Below are 18406 nucleotides of genomic sequence, written 5' to 3'. Positions count from 1 at the left end.
TTGAGCGTTGACGCAAAGATCGCCGGGGCCGCTTTGCGACCCTTTCGCGGCACAAGGCCGCTCCTACAGTGACGATGCGCTCAGCCCAGACGCCCCGCAGGCGCATACGGCGCCGGATCGATGATCGGCTCGCGCCCCAGCAGCAAATCACCGAACAGCTGGCACGACGCCGGCGCCAGCACCAGCCCGTTGCGGTAATGCCCGCAGTTCAGCCATAGCCCTTCATGCCCCGGCACCACGCCGATATACGGGATACCTTCCGGCGAGCCAGGACGCAGGCCAGCCCAATGCCCGACCACCTCGGCATCCGCCAGCGCCGGCAGCAACTCCACCGCCGAGGCCTTCAGGCTCTCCAACGCATCCCCGGTCGGGGTCTTGTCGTAGCCGGCATGCTCCAGCGTACTGCCCACCAGGATATGCCCGTCGCGGCGCGGGATCGCATAGCGCCCCTTGGCCAGGACCATGCTCGGCAAGAAGTCCTCGGCGCACTTGAACAGGATCATCTGCCCCTTCACCGGCTCCACCGGCAGCGTCAGCCCGAGGGTCTGCAGCAGGTCGCCGCTCCAGGCTCCGGCACTGAGCACCACATCGTCGGCGGCGATCACTCCGTCCTCGGTCTGCACACCGGTAACGCGGCCACCTTCATGGACGAACCCGCTGATCTGGCAATGCTCGCGCAGGGTCACGTTCGGCAACGCCTGCAACGCGGCCTTCAGCGACTTCACCAGGCGCGGGTTGCGCACGTTGGCCACGCCCGCCATGTAGATGGCATGGCGGTAGCCCGGGCCAAGCACCGGCACGGCGTCGTAGGCGGCCGAGATATCCACGGCGCTGAGTGGGCGATGCTCACGCGCCGCCCAGGCCAGGGCCTCGTCCTCGTCGTCCAGATCCAACCAGTACAGCCCGGTGGTATGCACCTCGGGATCGACCCCGGTGCTGGCGAACAGGCGCTCGCCCAGCTGTGGATAAAAATCCTGCGACCAGTGCGCCAAGGCGGTCACCGCCGGGCTGTAGCGCCACGGGTACAGCGGCGAAACGATCCCGCCACCGGCCCAGGACGACTCCCGCCCCACCTCGCCCTGGTCGCACACCACCACCCGATCGACATCCGCCGCCAGGTTGAACGCGGTCAGCAGGCCGATGACACCGCCGCCAACAATCACTACTTGCTTGCTCATGGTTCGATCCAACACCTGAAGTAATTCCACGGTGCCTGGGCACCTCATGATCTTCAGCTTCCCCAGCACGCCTGGTCGCCCGCGCCCGTGTTATCGCGCACGCCCGCCTGGTCGAGCAGGAAGTCGCCGCAACGGTCATCCGCCATGAAGGCCTCGGGCACACGGCTGGCGCGCAGGCTGAACCGGTCAGTGTCGCGCCAGGCCTGCAGGCGGTAGTAGCGAGTGCCCGCGGGCAACACGGTGGTCAGCTGCTCGTTGTCGGCATAACCGCCCACGCGTGCGCGGTGCTGCTCCAGGCGCAATGCCGAGTCCTGCAGCAGGCCGACCGCTTCGCTTCGCGCGGCGCGCCGCAACTGGTCGCTGTAGCTGGGGTAGGCAATGGCTGCCAGCATGCCGATCAGCGCCACGACAATCAATAATTCGATCAGACCAAGGCCGCGCTGCATCTCAGCCCTCCCCCAGGCGCTGGCGCCAGCTGATCCGCTTCACCGCGCCGTCATCGTCGATGGCATAGACCGCCTCCAGCAGTTGCCGCGCGCGGGTTTGAAGGCCCACCGCCGTCACCCGGACCAGCGTCAGCCTGTCCCCGACGGGCTGGCCCGCGACACGCAGGCTGTCTCCCAGGGTTTGCAGGTAAACGAAGCCACTTTGGGTCGCCAGCCAGGGTGGGGAAGGCTGCGTATCAGGTGGACTTGGCGGCGGACAGGCCTGACATGGGACCGGGATGCCGCCTGCCAGCAGTTCCACACCTTCGAGCAAGGCTGCCTCCGCCTGCTCGAAGGCTCGTGCGCCGGCCAGTTGATCGCCTGCCTGGCGTTGCTGCAACAGTGCCTCGCGCAGCGCCAGGGTTGCCAGCAGGCCGAACAGCAGGCTCAGGATCAACGCCAGCACCAGCACGATGCCACGCTGCCCCGTCACGACTCGGCTCCCGGGTTGCGCAGGGCCACGCTCAGCGAATGCTGCTGCTCGAGCCCATGCTGCCGGTCATCCAGGGTCAGGCGGATATCCAGGCGCTCGCCCGCGCCCGCCTCGACACGGTTGACCTCCAGCGCCCGCACCTGGTCGATGAGACTGGCATGCTGCGCATTGCTGGTGAGCATCAGGCTGCCGTTGCGCACCCGATAGGTCACCCGGCGCACCGGCAGCGCCAGCAACTCGCCGTCCCCGACGTGCTGCCCGGGCTGCACCCGCGCCCAACTGCGGCAGTCGCTGAGCACGGTCCAGTCCGGGCTGCCGAGCAACCCGGGCAACTCAGCGCCGACCAGGGTCAGGCTGTCGCCCATGATCTCAATGGGCGAGGCGAAAGCCTGGGCCGCGCCAGGATCGGCAAAGTCCTCGGCTTCAAGACGCAAGCAACCGAACATCCCCGCCTGGCGGATATCCTCGGCCATTCGCTGCAAGGCCAGGCGGGCGTCATCCTGCAGGCGCGCCGCCGCACCTTGCAGTTGCAAGGCCTGATACGCCGAGACGAATACCTGGCCGGCGGCCACCAGCAGCATCAGGCCCAGCACCAGGGCCAGCAGTGCCTCGACCATACCCAAACCCGCCTGCCGGCGCCTCATGGCAGCACCCTGCCCTGCACGCTCAGCGACTGCCGGCCCTCGCCCAGGCCCGGCCAATCGACGTCCAGCACCAGCACGCCCCCGGCCAGGTTCATGCGCCCTTGCGCCGCACTACCGAGCACCAGGGTCAGGCGCGACTGCCAGGCCGCTTCCTCGCCCGCCTCGAGCGCCCCGGCAGCCCTGACCCGCTCCAACATGCTCTGGGCCAATTGCAGCACCTGCGCTTCCCGCCGAGCCCCCTCGACCGCCTGTAGGCCACGCAGTTGCAAGGCCGCCGATGCGAACAACCCCAGCGTCAGCACCGTGCCAGCCAGCAGCACCTCCAGCAGCGTCATGCCCCCTTCCCTCGCCCCCATAACCCCCTCCTGGGATCTTTCCTAGGCCGCAACCCGAACCGGCCGACTGGCGCCTTTGTTGGGCGTCCTGGAAGCTACAGAGAAGCACTTCCAGGGAGGAATGCAGCGTGGGGCAACAAGGCGTAACACTGATACAAATGATGTTCGCATTGGGCGTGCTGAGCCTTCTGACACACCAGGGTATATCGGCCTACAGCAAGTTCAGCGATGAGCTTTACCTCGGTGCCGTGGCCAGGGAGTTGGCACAGGCCCTGCGCGGCGCCCGTAATCAGGCGGCGCTAAGGCACCAGGCCGTGCTGGTCAGGCCGCTGGAGGAGAATTGGGGCAAGGGCTGGCGGGTGGTGCTGGAACAGGATGGCGAACTGTTGCAGGCGCATCGACTGCACAGGCCGCTGAGGATTGCCACGACCTCGGACCGGGTCGTGAGGTTCAGCGCCCGGGGGGCGCCGCTGGGGGTGGGCTTCGTCGGCATCACGCTGGACATCTGCCCGCGCACCACCCTCGACAGCCGTCATCAGGTGGTGCTCAGCCCCAGTGGCCGGGTCAGCCTGCGCAGCGACGAGGGCCGCCGCTGTGCACCGGACTGACTCAGATCGAGCGGACCCGCAGCTCCTTGGGCATGGAGAAGGTGATGTTCTCCTCGCGCCCGTCGAGCTCTTCGGCGCCGGTCGCGCCCCAGGCCTTGAGCTGGTCGATCACACCACGCACCAGCACCTCCGGTGCCGAGGCCCCGGCGGTGATGCCGATGCGCTCGGCCCCGTCGAACCAGCTGCGTTGCAGGTCCTCGGCGCCGTCGATCAGGTAGGCCGGGGTGCTCATGCGCTCGGCCAGCTCGCGCAGGCGGTTGGAGTTGGAGCTGTTGGGGCTGCCGACCACCAGTACCACGTCGCACTCGTCGGCCAGTTGCTTGACGGCATCCTGGCGGTTCTGGGTGGCGTAGCAGATGTCGTCCTTGCGCGGGCCGCCGATGTTCGGGAAGCGTTCGCGCAGGGCGTCGATCACCCGGCTGGTGTCGTCCATCGACAGGGTGGTCTGGGTGACGAAGGCCAGGTGGTCAGGGTTGCGCACCTGCAGCCTGGCGACATCATCCTCGTCCTCGACGAGGTAGATGGCACCGCCGTTGCTGGCGTCGTACTGACCCATGGTGCCTTCGACTTCCGGGTGCCCCTCGTGGCCGATGAGAATGGTCTCACGGCCGTCGCGGCTGTACTTGGCAACCTCGATATGCACCTTGGTCACCAGCGGGCAGGTGGCGTCGAACACCTTCAGGCCACGGCCGGCGGCTTCCTGGCGCACGGCCTGGGAAACGCCATGGGCGCTGAAGATGACGATGACGTCGTCCGGCACCTGGTCCAGCTCTTCGACGAAGATCGCGCCACGGTTGCGCAGGTCCTCGACCACGAACTTGTTGTGCACCACTTCGTGGCGCACATAGATCGGCGGGCCGAAGACTTCCAGGGCGCGGTTGACGATCTCGATCGCCCGGTCGACCCCCGCGCAGAAGCCGCGCGGGTTGGCGAGTTTGATTTGCATGCTCGGCTCCAGGCTCACACGGCCTTCACGTCGAGGATCTGCACCTCGAAGTTCAGGGTCTTGCCAGCCAGTGGATGGTTGAAATCGATGGTCACCTGGTTGTCGTCGAACGCCTTGACCACGCCCGGAAGCTCGGTGTTGGCGGCGTCGTTGAAGATCACCAGCAGCCCTTCGGACAGCTCCATGCCTTCGAACTGCGAGCGCGGCATCACCTGCACGTTCTGCGGGTTGTGCTGGCCGAAGGCGTTCTCCGGGGCGATGCTCAGCTTGCGCTGGTCACCAGCCTTGAAGCCGAACAGGGCGTTCTCGAAGCCCGGCAGCAGGTTGCCGTCGCCGACCTTGAACGTGGCCGGGGCCTTGTCGAAGGTGCTGTCGACGGTGTCGCCGTTTTCCAGGTGCAGCGCGAAGTGCAGGGTGACTTCGGTGTTCTGGCCAATGCGGGTCTCAGTCATGGACGGCTTCCTCGGACTTCTTGCTCTTGAACATGTCCAGCGCCAGCATCACCGCGCCCACGGTGATCGCGCTGTCGGCCAGGTTGAAGGCCGGGAAGTAGTAGCGGTTCTGCCAGTGCACCAGGATGAAGTCGACCACATGGCCCAGCACGACGCGGTCGTACAGGTTGCCCAGCGCGCCGCCCAGCACCAGGGCCAGGGCCACGGCCAGCCAGGTCTCGTTGCGCCCCAGGCGCTTGAGCCAGACTACCAGCACGGCGCTGACCACCACGGCGATCAGCGCGAACAGCCAGCGCTGCCAGCCGGAGCTGTCGGCCAGGAAGCTGAATGCCGCGCCGGTGTTGTAGGCCAGGGTCCAGCTGAAGTAGTCGGGGATGACCACGATCTGCTGGTACATGGTCAGCGCGCTGTCGAAGTACAGCTTGGTGGCCTGGTCGAGGACCAGGACCACCAGGCTCAGCCAGAGCCAGGCAAGGCGCCCGAAGCGCCCCGCGGAAGCGTTAGGCATAGTGGCGCACCTCACCGGAGCCGCTCAGGTTGTCGACGCAACGGCTGCAGATCTCCGGATGCTCCGGGTGGCTGCCGACGTCGGCGCGGAAGTGCCAGCAGCGACCGCACTTGGCGTGACCGGACTTGACGACTTTCAGCTTGAGGCCTTCAACTTCGGTTGTCACCGCGTCGGCCGGCGCCTGGACGAACGGCACGACACTGGCGGCCGAAGTGATCAGCACGAAGCGCAACTCGTCGCCCAGCTTGTTCAAGTCGGCGCTCAGGGCGTCGTCGGCGAACAGGGTGACTTCGGCCTGCAGGTTGCCACCGATGGCCTTGGCCGCGCGCTGGTTCTCCAGTTCCTTGTTGACCGCGGTCTTGGCGGCCATGATGCGTTCCCAGTACTCGCGACCCAGCTCGAAACCTTCCGGCAGTTCGCTCAGGCCTTCGTACCAGGTGTTGAGCATCACCGACTCGTTACGCTCGCCCGGCAGGTATTGCCACAGCTCGTCGGCGGTGAACGCCAGGATCGGCGCGATCCAGCGCACCAGTGCCTCGCTGATGTGGAACAACGCGGTCTGGCAGGAGCGGCGGGCGACACTGTTGGCGCCAGTGGTGTACTGGCGGTCCTTGATGATGTCGAGGTAGAAGCCACCCAGCTCCTGCACGCAGAAGTTGTGGATCTTCGAGTAGACGTTCCAGAAACGGTACTCGCCATAGTGCTCTTCCAGCTCGCGCTGCAGCAGCAGGGTGCGGTCGACCGCCCAGCGGTCCAGGGCCAGCATGTCTTCGGCCGGCAGCAGGTCGCGGGCCGGGTCGAAGCCGGACAGGTTGGAGAGCAGGAAGCGCGCGGTGTTGCGGATGCGGCGGTAGGCGTCGGCGCTACGCTGCAGGATCTGATCGGAAACCGCCATCTCGCCGGAGTAGTCGGTGGCCGAGACCCACAGGCGCATGATGTCGGCACCCAGGGTGTCGTTGACCTTCTGCGGCTCGATGGTGTTGCCCAGCGACTTGGACATCTTGCGGCCGTTCTCGTCCACGGTGAAGCCGTGGGTCAGCAGCTCGCGGTACGGCGCGTGGCCGTCGATGGCGCAACCGGTCAGCAAGGATGAGTGGAACCAGCCGCGGTGCTGGTCGGAGCCTTCCAGGTACAGGTCGGCGCGCGGGCCGGTGGCGTGGCCGATGTCGTGGGAGCCGCGCAGCACGTGCCAGTGGGTGGTGCCGGAGTCGAACCACACGTCGAGGGTGTCGGTGATCTTGTCGTACTGGCCGGCTTCGTCACCGAGCAGCTCGGCGGCGTCCAGCTTGAACCAGGCCTCGATGCCTTCTTTCTCGACGCGCTGGGCCACGGCCTCCATCAGTTCGACGGTGCGCGGGTGCAGCTCGCCGGTCTGCTTGTCGAGGAAGAACGGGATCGGCACGCCCCAGTTGCGCTGACGCGAGATGCACCAGTCCGGACGGTTGACGATCATCGAATGCAGGCGCGCCTGGCCCCAGGCCGGAACGAACTTGGTCTCTTCGATGGCCTTGAGCGCACGCTCGCGCAGCGGCTCGCCGGTGGTCGGCTGCTTGTCCATGCCGACGAACCACTGCGCGGTGGCGCGGTAGATCAGCGGGGTCTTGTGGCGCCAGCAGTGCATGTAGCTGTGGCTGATGGTCTCGGTGTGCATCAGCGCGCCGACTTCGCTGAGCTTGTCGACGATGGCCGGGTTGGCCTTCCAGATGAACTGGCCGCCGAAGAACGGCAGCGACTCGACGTACACGCCGTTGCTCTGCACCGGGGTGAGGATGTCGTCGTTGACCATGCCGTAGCGCTTGCAGGTGACGAAGTCGTCTTCACCGTAGGCCGGCGAGGAGTGCACCACGCCGGTACCGGCGCCCAGCTCGACGTAGTCGGCCAGGTAGATCGGCGACAGACGGTCGTAGAACGGGTGGCGGAAGTTGATCAGCTCCAGGGCCGAGCCCGGGGCGGTGGCGATGACCGAGCCTTCCAGCGCATAACGCTTCAGGCACGACTCGACCAGCTCTTCGGCCAGCACCAGCAGGCGCTCGCCGGTATCGACCAGGGCGTACTTGAAGTCCGGGTGGATGTTCAGCGCCTGGTTGGCCGGGATGGTCCACGGGGTGGTGGTCCAGATCACGATGGCGGCGGGCTTGGCCAGCGCGCCCAGGCCGAAGGCGGCGGCCAGCTTGTCGGCATCGGCGACCGGGAAGGCGACGTCGATGGTCTGGGATTTCTTGTCGGCGTACTCGACCTCGGCTTCAGCCAGGGCCGAGCCGCAATCGAAGCACCAGTTCACGGGCTTGAGGCCCTTGAACACGAAGCCTTGCTTGACCATCTCGGCCAGGGCGCGGATCTCGCCGGCCTCGTTGGCGAAGTTCATGGTCTTGTAGGGGTTGTCCCAGTCACCCAGCACGCCCAGGCGGATGAACTCGGTCTTCTGCCCTTCGATCTGCTCGGCGGCGTACTCGCGGCACAGCTCGCGGGTGCGGTCGGCGGTCAGGTGCTTGCCGTGGGTGACCTCGACCTTGTGCTCGATCGGCAGGCCGTGGCAGTCCCAGCCCGGCACGTACGGCGCGTCGAAGCCGGACAGGGTCTTGGAGCGGACAATCATGTCCTTGAGAATCTTGTTCAGCGCATGACCGATGTGGATCTTGCCGTTGGCATAGGGCGGGCCGTCGTGCAGGACGAACTTCGGACGATCCTTGCCAATCTCGCGCAACTTACCGTACAGGCCAATACTGTCCCAGCGCTGCAGGATCTGCGGTTCGCGCTGAGGCAGGCCGGCCTTCATGGGGAAGGCGGTGTCCGGAAGGTTAAGCGTGGCTTTGTAGTCGGTCATTTCAGGCTCTTCGTTAGCGGTTGAGCGTGCCAGTGGGCACGTGCGGCGGCGATGTCCGCGTCGATCGCCGACTTCAGCGCCTCCAGGGAGGCGAAACGCTGCTCTTCACGCAGCTTGTGGTGGAATTCCACCGTCAGGCGCCGGCCATACAGGTCGCCGGCGTAGTCCAGGAGATGAATCTCCAGGTGAGGACGCCCGTCACCGGCGACGGTGGGGCGCACTCCGATATTGCCGACACCCGGCCAGGCCTTGCCGTCGATCTCGATGCTGGCCAGGTAGACCCCGGACAGCGGCACGCGACGGCGCTTGAGCTGGATGTTGGCGGTGGGGGTGCCGAGCTGGCGGGCCAGCTTCTGGCCATGCAGCACGCGCCCGGTGATACGGTACGGACGCCCCAGCAGGTGCTCGGCCAGCTCGAAGTCGCCTTCGGCCAGGGCCTTGCGCACTTCGGTGCTGCTGACCCGCAGGCCGCCCTGAACCACGGTGTTGGCCGCCTCGACGCTGAAGCCGTGGCGCTTGCCGGCTTCGGAGAGGAAGACGAAGTCGCCGGCGCGGTCGCAGCCGAAGCGGAAATCGTCGCCCACTTCGAGGTGGCGCACGCCCAGGCCATCGACCAGCACCGCCTTGACGAACTGCTCGGCGCTGAGCTGGCTCAGGCGCTGGTTGAACGACAGGCACAGCACCCGGTCGATGCCCTCACCGGCCAGCAGCTCGACCTTGTCGCGCAGCCGGGCCAGGCGCGCCGGGGCGCTCTGTGGGGCGAAGTACTCGCGCGGCTGCGGCTCGAAGATCACCACGCAGGTGGGCAGGCCCAGTTCCTGGCCGCGTTCGCGCAGGCGCGCGAGGATCGCCTGGTGGCCGCGGTGGACCCCGTCGAAGTTGCCAATGGTGGCGACACAGCCCCGGTGCTCGGGGCGCAGGTTGTGAAGACCTCGAACCAGCTGCATAACGCGCTTCTTGCTCATAAAGTGGCCGATTATAACCACACCCGGGCGCTGGTGACAGGCAGCAGCGCCCCCATGGGGCGTGGAATGCGAAAAACCGACGCCTGACCCCTCTCGCGCCTCAATGCAACGCCTTGCGGGCGAAATGCCGAGGGCGGAAACCACACAGGAACAGACAGCCGAAGTAAGTCACCACGCCCGCCGCGATCAGCGCCCCGAGGCGCAGGAAGCGCGCGAGCATGTTGCCCTGCTCCCAGGCTGGCAGGTAGTGCATGCCCAGCAGCAGCACAGCCGACATCAAGGTCACCGCCAGCACCAGCTTGAGCAGGAACGGCGTCCAGCCCGGCTGCGGCTGGAACAGCTGCTGGCTGCGCAGCTTCCAGTACAGCAGGCCGGCGTTCAGGCACGCGCCCAGGCTGATGGCCAGGGCCAGCCCGGCATGGGCCAGCGGGCCGACCAGGGCCAGGTTGAACAGCTGGGTGCAGACCAGGGTGAAGACCGCGATCTTCACCGGCGTGCGGATATTCTGCTGCGCATAGAAGCCAGGTGCCAGTACCTTGACCAGGATGATCGCCAGCAGGCCCACCGAATAGGCGATCAGGGCGCGCTGGGTCATCGCGGCGTCGAAGGCGGTGAACTTGCCGTACTGGAACAGCGCCACGGTCAGCGGTTCGGCGAGAATGGCCAGGGCCAGGGTGCAGGGCAGCACCAGCAGGAAGCACAGGCGCAGGCCCCAGTCGAGGATCCGCGAATACTCCTCGCGGTCCTTGTTGGCGTAGGTCTTGGCCAGGGTCGGCAGCAGGATGGTGCCCAGGGCAACGCCCAGCACGCCGGAGGGCAGCTCCATCAGGCGATCGGCGTAGTACATCCACGACACCGAACCTGCCACCAGGAACGAGGCGAAGATGGTGTTGATGATCAGCGAGATCTGGCTTACCGACACCCCGAGGATGGCCGGCAGCATCTGCTTGAGCACGCGCCACACCCCGGTGTCGCGCAGGTTCAGGCGCGGCAGCACGAGCATGCCGATCTTCTTCAGCGCCGGCAGCTGGTACAACAGTTGCGCCAGGCCACCGGCCAGCACGCCCCAGCCCAGGGCCATGATCGGCGGGTCGAAGTACGGCGTCAGCAGCACGGCGAAGGCGATCATCGCCACGTTGAGCAGCGTGGGGGTGAACGCCGGCACGCTGAAGCGGTTCCAGGTATTGAGGATCGCGCCGACCAGCGACGATAGCGAGATCAGCAATATATAAGGAAAGGTCACCCGCAGCAGCGAGGTGGTCAGCTCGTATTTTTCCGCGTTGTCGACGAAGCCCGGCGCGGTGGCCCAGACCACCCAAGGCGCGGCGAGGATGCCGATGACCGTGACCAGCGCCAGGACCAGGGTCAGCAGGCCGCTGACATAGGCGATGAAGGTCCGGGTGGCCTCCTCGCCCTGCTGGGTCTTGTACTCGGCCAGGATCGGCACGAAGGCCTGGGAGAACGCCCCCTCGGCGAAGATCCGCCGCAGCAGGTTGGGCAGCTTGAAGGCGATGAAGAAGGCGTCGGTGGCGATGCCGGCGCCGAACACCCGCGCCAGGATGGTATCGCGCACGAAGCCGAGCACCCGGGAAATCATGGTGATTGAACTGACGGCGGCCAGGGATTTGAGCAGGTTCATCGAAAAGTTTCACGCCAGGGGCAGAGGACGCTGCCAGACAGCGTCCGAATGTGCGATACTCCCGCGCCTTCGCAGGGGAGCCAAAAATTCCCGAGTTTACAGGTCGTGCGACAGAAAGGAATATTTCCCTCCTGTTGGCTCACCACTCGGCGGAACCCTGCAAGTGGCCTTGACATCCGATCGACTCATCGGCATGATTCGCGGCCTATTTTGTTTGCTATTTACCTAAAGTCTTTCGAGGAGCTCGACGGTGGCCAACTCACCTTCCGCCAAGAAACGTGCAAAACAGGCTGAGAAGCGTCGCAGCCACAACGCCAGCCTGCGTTCCATGGTCCGCACCTACATCAAGAATGTAGTAAAAGCCATCGACGCAAAAGACGCCGAAAAAGCGCAAGCCGCTTACGTTCTGGCTGTACCTGTAATCGACCGTATGGCCGACAAGGGTATCATCCACAAGAACAAAGCTGCTCGCCACAAAGGCCGTCTGAATGGCCACATCAAGGCGCTGAAAGAAGCTGCAGCTGCCTAAGCGACGTTCTTGTCGAAAAAACCGACCCTAGGGTCGGTTTTTTTATGCCTGCAATAAAGTGTGGGTTGCCTATATAAAGAAGGCCCATGGCGTAATGCCTGTCAGTTAGCGCTTCATCGCTCTTGGTTGGGGCTGCTTTGCAGCCCTTCGCGGGTAAACCCGCTCCCACAGGATCGCGCAAACGCTGAATCGAGCGCTGTACTTGTGGGAGCAACTGTCTTGCTCAATTTCTAGAATCTGGCGCGATCCGTGTGGGAGCGGGCAAAGCCCACCAGCACCACGCCTGCCAACCAGCGGACCGCCCGGCCGCTCAGTCCACCGCTGCCTGCAGCCTGCCCGCCCGACGGTACGCCTGCCGTGCGAAACACACGAACAACCCCGCCATCAGCGCCAACGCCATGGGCAAGCCATGGGGCGCCACGTCCATCGCCGCGCCGCTGACCAGCGGCCCGACCAGGCTGCCGACACCCCACAGCAGGCCGACACTGGCGTTGGCGGTCACCAGGTCCTGCCCCCTGAAACGCTGTCCGATCAACACCAGCGCCAGGGTGTAGATGCCCCCGGCCACCGCCCCGAGCACCACCAGCAGCGGCCACAGCAGCCAGGTCATCTGCAGCAGCCAGGGCAAGGCGATACCGATACTCATCGCCACCAGTCCGCACACCAGGTGCAGCCCGGTGCGCTCGACCCGGTCGGCGAGCCAGCCCAGCGGCAGCTGGAAGATCATGTCGCCGGCGAACACCACGGTCACCATCAGCGCCGCCACGCCTACGGCAAAACCGTGGCTGCTGGCGTACACCGGCAGCAATGACAGCACCACCGCATCGAAGAACGAGAAAAACAGCACCGCCACGCACAGCGCCGGGGCCACGCGGAAGAAGCCGGCCAGGCCGAAGCTCTTCTCGCCTTCGTCGCCATGCTCGACATGGTCGTTGGGCACGGTGAACAGGATGCACAGCAGCGCCAGGCCGTAGCAGACGGTGACCACGCCGGTCAGCCATGGGCTGTCGGCGCCGAGCAGCGCCAGCAGTGCCGGGCCGAGCACCTGGAAGCCGGTGAAGCTGGTGGCGTACAGGGCCATGATCTTGCCGCGGTTGTGCTCCGGACACAGCTCGTTGACCCACGATTCGCCGAGGATGATCGCGATGCCCATGCCGATGCCGAGCCCTAGGCGCAGCAGCGCCAGCCACAGCATCGAGTCGAAGGCCCATTCCAGCAGGGCGATGCTCAGGGTGCACAGGCTGAAGCTGAGCAGGTAGATGACGCGCCGGGTCAGGTGCCGGCAGCAGGTGTCGACCATAAAGGCCGAGAGCATCATGCCCGCGGCCGGGATCGCCGAGATGATGCCGATCTCCAGTGTCCCCGCCCCCGCCTCGTGCAAACGCAACGACACCAGTGGCAGGCTCGCCCCGAGGCTGAAACCGACCACCGACACGGCGAACAACAGGCCCACCAGCAAACGCATGTTCATGTACCACTCCTTGCAAGCCGGTGAGCAGGGGCTCTGGCCCTGGCCGACTGGAAAATCCGCTGAAAGATATTCGAACGCAGGCGCCCGCAGTCACGCCGCAATGGCGCGGGAGGCAGGGGCGCGGATCAGTTCAGGGCAAGGTGTGGCGAGAAGGTGAAGGCGAACAGCACGCTGCGTCGACGCTTGAGCACCGTGTCGCTCGGCCACGCGCGGCGCGCTGTCGGGGCGACAGGCTGGCGGTGCGGGCGGGTCACATCGGTACGGCGCATCACGTGAACTACGCAGGGATTGAGGAGGCGGCACTCTAGGCCATGCGGATCCAAATCGTCAATCGTCGACCTTGATGCACTTCCCTGTAGGAGCGGCCTTGTGCCGCGAAAGGGCTGCGAAGCAGCCCCTGGATTGTCGCGTTTAACCAAAGATTGCCGGGGCCGCTTCGCAGCCCTTTCCGGCCGGTCCGACGCCTCGGCAAGGCCGCTCCTACAAAGAGTGCGCATGGCCGACTTTCAACGTTTTCCAGTGGACGGCAGGAACACCGCCAGCAACCCAAACAACGGCAGGAACGAGCAAACCCCATACACATACTCGATCCCACGCAGATCAGCCACATACCCCAGCAGCGCCGCGCCGATGCCACCGAAGCCGAACATCAGCCCGAAGAAGATCCCGGCGATCATCCCGACATTGCCCGGCACCAGTTCCTGGGCATACACCACGATGGCCGAGAACGCCGACGCCAGGACGAAGCCGATCACCACGCTGAGCACGGTGGTCCAGAACAGGTCGGCATACGGCAGCGCCAGGGTGAACGGCGCCACCCCGAGGATCGAGAACCAGATCACCGCCTTGCGCCCGATGCGGTCACCGATCGGCCCGCCGAAGAAGGTGCCCGCCGCCACCGCGCCGAGGAACAGGAACAGGTGCAATTGGGAGCTGGCCACCGACAGCTGGAACTTCTCGATCAGGTAGAAGGTGAAGTAGCTGGTGAAGCTGGACATATAGAAGTACTTGGAGAACACCAACAGGCCCAGCACCACCAGCGCCAGGATCACCCGCTGGCGCGAGATGCCGTGGGTGGCCTGCACCGCCTTGCGCGCCTTGGCCTGGTTGAGGTGCTCCTTGTACCAGCGGCGCAGCATCAGGGTCACGGCGAAGAAGAACAGCCCGGCCACGCCGAACCAGGCGACATGGGTCTGGCCGAAGGGAATCACGATCGCCGCCGCCAGCAGCGGGCCGAGGGCGGAGCCGGCGTTGCCGCCAACCTGGAAGCTCGACTGCGCCAGGCCGAAGCGCCCACCGGAAGCCAGCCGGGCGATGCGCGAGGTCTCGGGGTGGAAGGTCGACGAGCCGATGCCCACCAGCGCCGAGGCCAGCAGGATCATCGGGAAGCTGCCGACGAAAGCCAGCATCACGATGCCCACCAGGGTGCACACCGTGCCCAGCGGCAGCAGGTTCGGCGTGGGCCGCTTGTCGGTGAAAAAGCCCACCCACGGCTGCAGCAGCGAGGCGGTGATCTGGAAGGTCAGGGTGATCAGGCCGATCTGGGCGAAGCTCAGGTTGTAGTTGGCCTTGAGCATCGGGTAGATCGCCGGCAGCACCGACTGGATCAGGTCGTTGATCAGGTGCGCCAGGGCACAGAAACCGATGATGCGCATCACCAGCGGCGAGGCCTGGTTTGCCGGGCTGCTGGCGCTTGAAGTCGTGGTACTGCTGATGGCCATGGGCTGGATGTCCGTCCGCGGATTGGGATCCGATTATCGTGAAACAAATAGATACGAAGCTACCTTTTTATTTTGCCGGGCCTTCCATCCGACACGTACTTGTAAATAATTCTCAATATAATTAGCATCCTTCTCCTCTTCCCTGTAAACGCTGGGCAAAACCGCCCTCCTCCTGCGAGCAGACCGATCCCATGAGCCCGATGCCCGCCTTGCAGCCCACGCCCGACCCCGAGCAGGAAGCCCTGGAGTGGTTCTCGCGCCTGCGCCAACCCGGCTGCGACGAGGCCCTGCGCCAGGCATTCGCCAGCTGGTGCCAGGACCCGCTCAATGCAAGGGCCTATGCCCAGCTCGAAGCCTACTGGCAGCAATTGCAGGTGCCGGCGGCACGCCCGCGACCACGCATCGCCAAGGTTCGTCGCAGCCGGGCCGGGCTGTGCCTGGGGCTGCTGTTCCTGCTGCTGGTGGGCGCCCTGGCCTGGCTCTACTGGCCCGTGATGCAGCGCCTGGGCAGCGAACTGCATACCAACAGCGGCGAGCGCCGCAGCGTGCGCCTGGCCGATGGCTCGACCCTGCACCTGGACAGCGCCAGCGCGATGAATGTCGACCTGCGTGGGCGCACCCGCCAGCTGCAGCTGGTGCAGGGCCAGGTCTACCTGGAGGTGATGCTCGATGGCCGGGCCATGGAGGTGCAGGTCGATGACACCCGGATCCAGGTGTTCGGCACCCGCCTGCAGATCGCCCGCCATGCCGACCACGACGAACTGGTGGTGTTCGGCGGCAAGGCTGCGGTGTTGCAGGGTGGCGACCAACGCCTGGTCAATGCCGGCGAACGGGTGACGTTCAGCGAAAGCCGCATCAACTCGGTCGAGAAGATCGATGCCAAATTGGCCGATGCCTGGCGCAGCGGCCAATTGAAGGCCAGGAACCTGCCGTTGAGCGAGGTGCTGGAGCGCCTGGCCGATTACCGTGGCCAGCGCGTCTGGCTGCTGAACGAGCAGGCCGCCTACCAGCGGGTCAGCGGTGATTTCGACCTCGACCACCCGGCGCAGAGCCTCGAGCGCCTGGCCGCCGACCAGCAACTGCGCCTGCACAACCTGCTCGGCCACTGGTTGATCGTGCGCTGATGCGCCCTTCCCGGCTAAGTTTTTGAAAGGTTGGCAATTTTTTTTAAAAACGTTGTTGACAGGATCGCGATTCGAGCTAATAATGCGCGCCAAGTTGGCTACATAGCTCAGTTGGTTAGAGCATAGCATTCATAATGCTGGGGTCCGGGGTTCAAGTCCCTGTGTAGCCACCACCTTTTAAAAGGGCTTATCGAAAGATAAGCCCTTTTTCTTTGCCTGCGAAAAAGCTACTTCACGCCTGCCACCACCACGGCCAGCCCCAGGCTGATCAACGCCACGCCGATGACCCGGTCGACCACCACCTGCCGCTCGATCATCGCCCGACGCAGCAAGTGGTTGGAAAAGAACACCGCCACCAGGCTGAACCACACCCAATGGGCGAACGACATGAACGCGCCATAGGCGAAGTCCAGCGCCAGCGGGCTGCCGGGCTGCACCACCTGGGTGTAGGCACTGACCACGAAGAGCATGGTCTTGGGGTTGAGCGCGTTGGTCAGAAAGCCCGTGCGCAAGGCGCTCGCCACATTTGTCTCGCTGTGCGCCAGGCCGTCGAGGCTTATACGCGTGGTATTGGTCAGCGACTTGTAGCCCAGGTACACCAGGTAGCCCGCCCCCACCACCTTCATGGCCAGGAACAGGGTCGGGCTCTGGCTGATGATCACGGCGATGCCGAGCACGGTGTACAGCACATGCACCTGCACGCCCAGCGCGATGCCCACCGCTGCCGCGAGACCGGCCTTGCGGCCCTGTGCATAACTGCTGCGGGTGACCATGGCGAAGTCGGCGCCGGGGCTGATGACGGCCAGGAGGGTGAAGAGGGCGACGGCGATGAGTTCGTTCACGAACAGGTATCCTCGATAGGCGATGAAAATTCACTTGTGCCGTGATTATCGAGGCAGCATCAATTGCTAAAAATCGATTTATAGTGAGGCAAATACGCTAGTTAATTTCACAGATATTCTGAGGCTGTACTGGCCTCTTCGCGGGTAAACCCCGCTCCCACAGGCTCGGCATGAAGGTCAAGATCGGTGATAAACCTGTGGGAGCGGGTTTACCCGCGAAATGGCCGGCAAGGACAACAACGTCATGAAACTGCCCCCCCTCACCGCCTTTCGCTACTTCGACATCGCCGCCCGCACCGAAAGCTTCGTGCGCGCTGCCGAGCACCTGCACGTCACCCACGGCGCCGTCAGCCGCCAGGTGCGCCTGCTCGAGGAAAGCCTCGGCGTGGAACTGTTCGAACGGCGCAACCGGGCCATCTTCCTCACCCGCGCCGGACGCGACCTGCAGGCCACCACCCAGGCGATCTTCGAGCAACTGGAGGGCGCCGTACAGCGTCTGCACCAGCAAGCCCACGACAACGTGCTGGTGGTGTCCTGCGAGCCAACCATCGCCATGCGCTGGCTGATTCCGCGCCTGCCGCGCTTCCATGCCCGGCACCCCGACCTGCAACTGCACTTGGTGGCGGCCGGCGGGCCGGTGGATTTCGCCCGCGGCGGCATCGACCTGGCCCTGCGCCGCGATGACTTCCACTGGGACCGCCAGCTGCACAGCCTGAAGATCTGCGATGAATGGATCGGCCCGGTCGCCACGCCGGGCTTCAAGGGCCAGCGCCTGCTGCACAGCGCCACCCGCCCCGACGCCTGGGCCACCTGGCTGCGCCTGAGCGGCCAGGACTTCCGGCAAACGGCGCGCAGCGACTTCGAGCACTTCTACCTGTCGATCCAGGCCGCCAGCGCGGGCATGGGAATGGCCATCGCCTCGGCGCTGATGGTCCGTGACGAACTGGACAACGCTCAGCTACAGGCGCCGTACGGCTTCCTGCGCGATGGCTCCGGCTACCACCTGCTCAGCCCGCAGCCACTGGATGACGGCAGCAAGCGCCAGTGTTTCGCGCAGTGGGTCGGCGACGAGTGCCGGGCCTGCCTGGCTCACCTGGGCTTGCTGCAGAACGACGAACCGGCCCTGCCGTCACCGCCCCAGGTGCGATAGCCGGCCGTGTCGATATGGATGCGCCCCGAAGGGTAACGGCCCAGCCCCATGTTCCAGGCCTGGCCGTGCTGCTGCCAGAAGCGGCACAGCGGGCTCGGGTCGACCCCACGCGGCAGCAGCAAGTCGACGGCGAAGGCGCGCATGTGCGCACTGCTCGGCGCGCCGCCGGCACAGGCATTGAGCCGGGGATCGCGGTAGGCCGACACCACTTCGAACTGACGCAGGAAGCCCTGCCGGTCGAGGGTCTGGATCAAGGCCAGCGTCGAACGCACCGCCGGCCAATGGCTCGCTGGCGCCACCGCGAAGGGCGAGGCCTTGCACTGGCGCCAGTCCGAGGCCGAGCGCAGCAACTGATGGATCGGCACCACGCCATACAGCCGGGCGTCCACCAGCATTTCACGAAACCTGCGGTTCTCGTGATCCCCGGCCCATTGGGCGAACATCCACACATCACGCTCATCGGCCTGGACTGCACCGAGCCCGATCAACGCGCTAGCCAATAGCCATGTCCTGGCGCTTTTCATTCCCCCACCTCTTCGTCCACCATGGGCG

General features: G+C 65.4%; 20 protein-coding genes and 1 tRNA gene. 5 read left to right on the top strand and 16 right to left on the bottom strand.

The window, feature by feature from the left end; translation table 11 throughout:
• Positions 1-80: 80 nt before the first annotated feature.
• The 5 genes from thiO to PRtIB026_RS26585 are packed head-to-tail and all read right to left on the bottom strand — an operon-like array spanning position 81 to position 3075.
• Complete coding sequence (thiO, locus tag PRtIB026_RS07020) at positions 81-1178, bottom strand: glycine oxidase ThiO (RefSeq protein WP_203648041.1); 1098 nt, start codon at positions 1176-1178, stop codon at positions 81-83.
• A gap of 53 nt (positions 1179-1231) precedes the next feature.
• Positions 1232-1624, bottom strand: a complete 393-nt coding sequence (locus tag PRtIB026_RS07015) for a type IV pilin protein (protein WP_203648042.1) — start codon at positions 1622-1624, stop codon at positions 1232-1234.
• Position 1625: 1 nt separating this feature from the next.
• On the bottom strand, positions 1626-2096 hold the full coding sequence (locus tag PRtIB026_RS07010) for a hypothetical protein (protein WP_203648043.1): 471 nt from the start codon (positions 2094-2096) through the stop codon (positions 1626-1628).
• Positions 2093-2713 (bottom strand): PilW family protein, encoded by a 621-nt coding sequence (locus PRtIB026_RS07005; RefSeq protein WP_324256561.1) that lies wholly within the window; start codon positions 2711-2713, stop codon positions 2093-2095. The genes PRtIB026_RS07010 and PRtIB026_RS07005 overlap by 4 nt, the downstream gene beginning before the upstream one ends.
• Positions 2714-2736: 23 nt before the next feature.
• On the bottom strand, positions 2737-3075 hold the full coding sequence (locus PRtIB026_RS26585) for a hypothetical protein (protein ID WP_420713629.1): 339 nt from the start codon (positions 3073-3075) through the stop codon (positions 2737-2739).
• A 158-nt stretch (positions 3076-3233) separates the two neighbouring features.
• Here PRtIB026_RS26585 and PRtIB026_RS06995 point away from each other — a divergent pair, with 158 nt between their 5' ends.
• Entirely contained in the window at positions 3234-3683 is a 450-nt protein-coding gene (locus PRtIB026_RS06995; RefSeq protein ID WP_234561295.1) for a GspH/FimT family pseudopilin, read from the top strand.
• Between the two features lies 1 nt (position 3684).
• Here the strand turns inward: PRtIB026_RS06995 and ispH are convergent, their stop codons facing one another.
• The 6 genes from ispH to murJ all read right to left on the bottom strand — a co-directional run bounded on the left by ispH (position 3685) and on the right by murJ (position 11017).
• A complete protein-coding gene (ispH, locus tag PRtIB026_RS06990) occupies positions 3685-4629 on the bottom strand; it encodes a 4-hydroxy-3-methylbut-2-enyl diphosphate reductase (protein ID WP_028689902.1) in 945 nt (314 codons plus the stop codon).
• A gap of 14 nt (positions 4630-4643) precedes the next feature.
• On the bottom strand, positions 4644-5081 hold the full coding sequence (locus PRtIB026_RS06985; RefSeq protein WP_023629753.1) for an FKBP-type peptidyl-prolyl cis-trans isomerase: 438 nt from the start codon (positions 5079-5081) through the stop codon (positions 4644-4646).
• The gene (lspA, locus tag PRtIB026_RS06980) at positions 5074-5589 is read right to left on the bottom strand and encodes a signal peptidase II (RefSeq protein WP_203648045.1); all 516 of its coding nucleotides are present in this window, start codon (positions 5587-5589) and stop codon (positions 5074-5076) included. The genes PRtIB026_RS06985 and lspA overlap by 8 nt, the downstream gene beginning before the upstream one ends.
• Complete coding sequence (gene ileS, locus PRtIB026_RS06975; protein WP_203648046.1) at positions 5582-8413, bottom strand: isoleucine--tRNA ligase; 2832 nt, start codon at positions 8411-8413, stop codon at positions 5582-5584. Before ileS ends, lspA begins: the two co-directional genes overlap by 8 nt.
• The gene (gene ribF / locus PRtIB026_RS06970) at positions 8410-9360 is read right to left on the bottom strand and encodes a bifunctional riboflavin kinase/FAD synthetase (RefSeq protein WP_203648047.1); all 951 of its coding nucleotides are present in this window, start codon (positions 9358-9360) and stop codon (positions 8410-8412) included. Before ribF ends, ileS begins: the two co-directional genes overlap by 4 nt.
• A gap of 118 nt (positions 9361-9478) precedes the next feature.
• Complete coding sequence (gene murJ, locus PRtIB026_RS06965) at positions 9479-11017, bottom strand: murein biosynthesis integral membrane protein MurJ (protein WP_203648048.1); 1539 nt, start codon at positions 11015-11017, stop codon at positions 9479-9481.
• Positions 11018-11267: 250 nt separating this feature from the next.
• Here murJ and rpsT point away from each other — a divergent pair, with 250 nt between their 5' ends.
• On the top strand, positions 11268-11546 hold the full coding sequence (gene rpsT / locus PRtIB026_RS06960; RefSeq protein WP_023533220.1) for a 30S ribosomal protein S20: 279 nt from the start codon (positions 11268-11270) through the stop codon (positions 11544-11546).
• A 310-nt stretch (positions 11547-11856) separates the two neighbouring features.
• Here rpsT and PRtIB026_RS06955 read toward each other — a convergent pair whose 3' ends face one another.
• The 3 genes from PRtIB026_RS06955 to PRtIB026_RS06945 all read right to left on the bottom strand — a co-directional run bounded on the left by PRtIB026_RS06955 (position 11857) and on the right by PRtIB026_RS06945 (position 14738).
• Positions 11857-13017: an MFS transporter gene (locus PRtIB026_RS06955; protein ID WP_203648049.1), complete on the bottom strand. Its 1161-nt coding sequence runs from the start codon at positions 13015-13017 to the stop codon at positions 11857-11859.
• Between the two features lie 125 nt (positions 13018-13142).
• The gene (locus tag PRtIB026_RS06950; protein ID WP_186734725.1) at positions 13143-13286 is read right to left on the bottom strand and encodes a hypothetical protein; all 144 of its coding nucleotides are present in this window, start codon (positions 13284-13286) and stop codon (positions 13143-13145) included.
• A 237-nt stretch (positions 13287-13523) separates the two neighbouring features.
• A complete protein-coding gene (locus PRtIB026_RS06945) occupies positions 13524-14738 on the bottom strand; it encodes an MFS transporter (RefSeq protein ID WP_186734724.1) in 1215 nt (404 codons plus the stop codon).
• Positions 14739-14929: 191 nt separating this feature from the next.
• Here PRtIB026_RS06945 and PRtIB026_RS06940 point away from each other — a divergent pair, with 191 nt between their 5' ends.
• Both PRtIB026_RS06940 and PRtIB026_RS06935 read left to right on the top strand, forming a co-directional pair.
• The gene (locus PRtIB026_RS06940; RefSeq protein ID WP_244670932.1) at positions 14930-15862 is read left to right on the top strand and encodes a FecR family protein; all 933 of its coding nucleotides are present in this window, start codon (positions 14930-14932) and stop codon (positions 15860-15862) included.
• A gap of 96 nt (positions 15863-15958) precedes the next feature.
• Positions 15959-16035 (top strand) — tRNA-Met (locus tag PRtIB026_RS06935).
• Positions 16036-16089: 54 nt separating this feature from the next.
• Here the strand turns inward: PRtIB026_RS06935 and PRtIB026_RS06930 are convergent.
• Complete coding sequence (locus PRtIB026_RS06930) at positions 16090-16704, bottom strand: LysE family translocator (protein WP_203648050.1); 615 nt, start codon at positions 16702-16704, stop codon at positions 16090-16092.
• Positions 16705-16948: 244 nt separating this feature from the next.
• Between PRtIB026_RS06930 and PRtIB026_RS06925 the strand changes: the two genes are divergently transcribed.
• A complete protein-coding gene (locus PRtIB026_RS06925) occupies positions 16949-17854 on the top strand; it encodes a LysR substrate-binding domain-containing protein (RefSeq protein WP_267813732.1) in 906 nt (301 codons plus the stop codon).
• On the opposite strand, the gene PRtIB026_RS06920 is transcribed toward PRtIB026_RS06925, so the two are convergent.
• Positions 17794-18378 (bottom strand): YcbK family protein, encoded by a 585-nt coding sequence (locus tag PRtIB026_RS06920; RefSeq protein WP_203648051.1) that lies wholly within the window; start codon positions 18376-18378, stop codon positions 17794-17796. The genes PRtIB026_RS06925 and PRtIB026_RS06920 overlap by 61 nt on opposite strands.
• Positions 18379-18406: the final 28 nt, after the last annotated feature.

This window comes from Pseudomonas sp. RtIB026, from assembly GCF_016861355.2.
Lineage (GTDB): Bacteria > Pseudomonadota > Gammaproteobacteria > Pseudomonadales > Pseudomonadaceae > Aquipseudomonas > Aquipseudomonas peradeniyensis.
The sequence above is the reverse complement of the archived record's forward strand: the minus strand, read 5'-3'. Positions and strand labels throughout refer to the sequence as shown.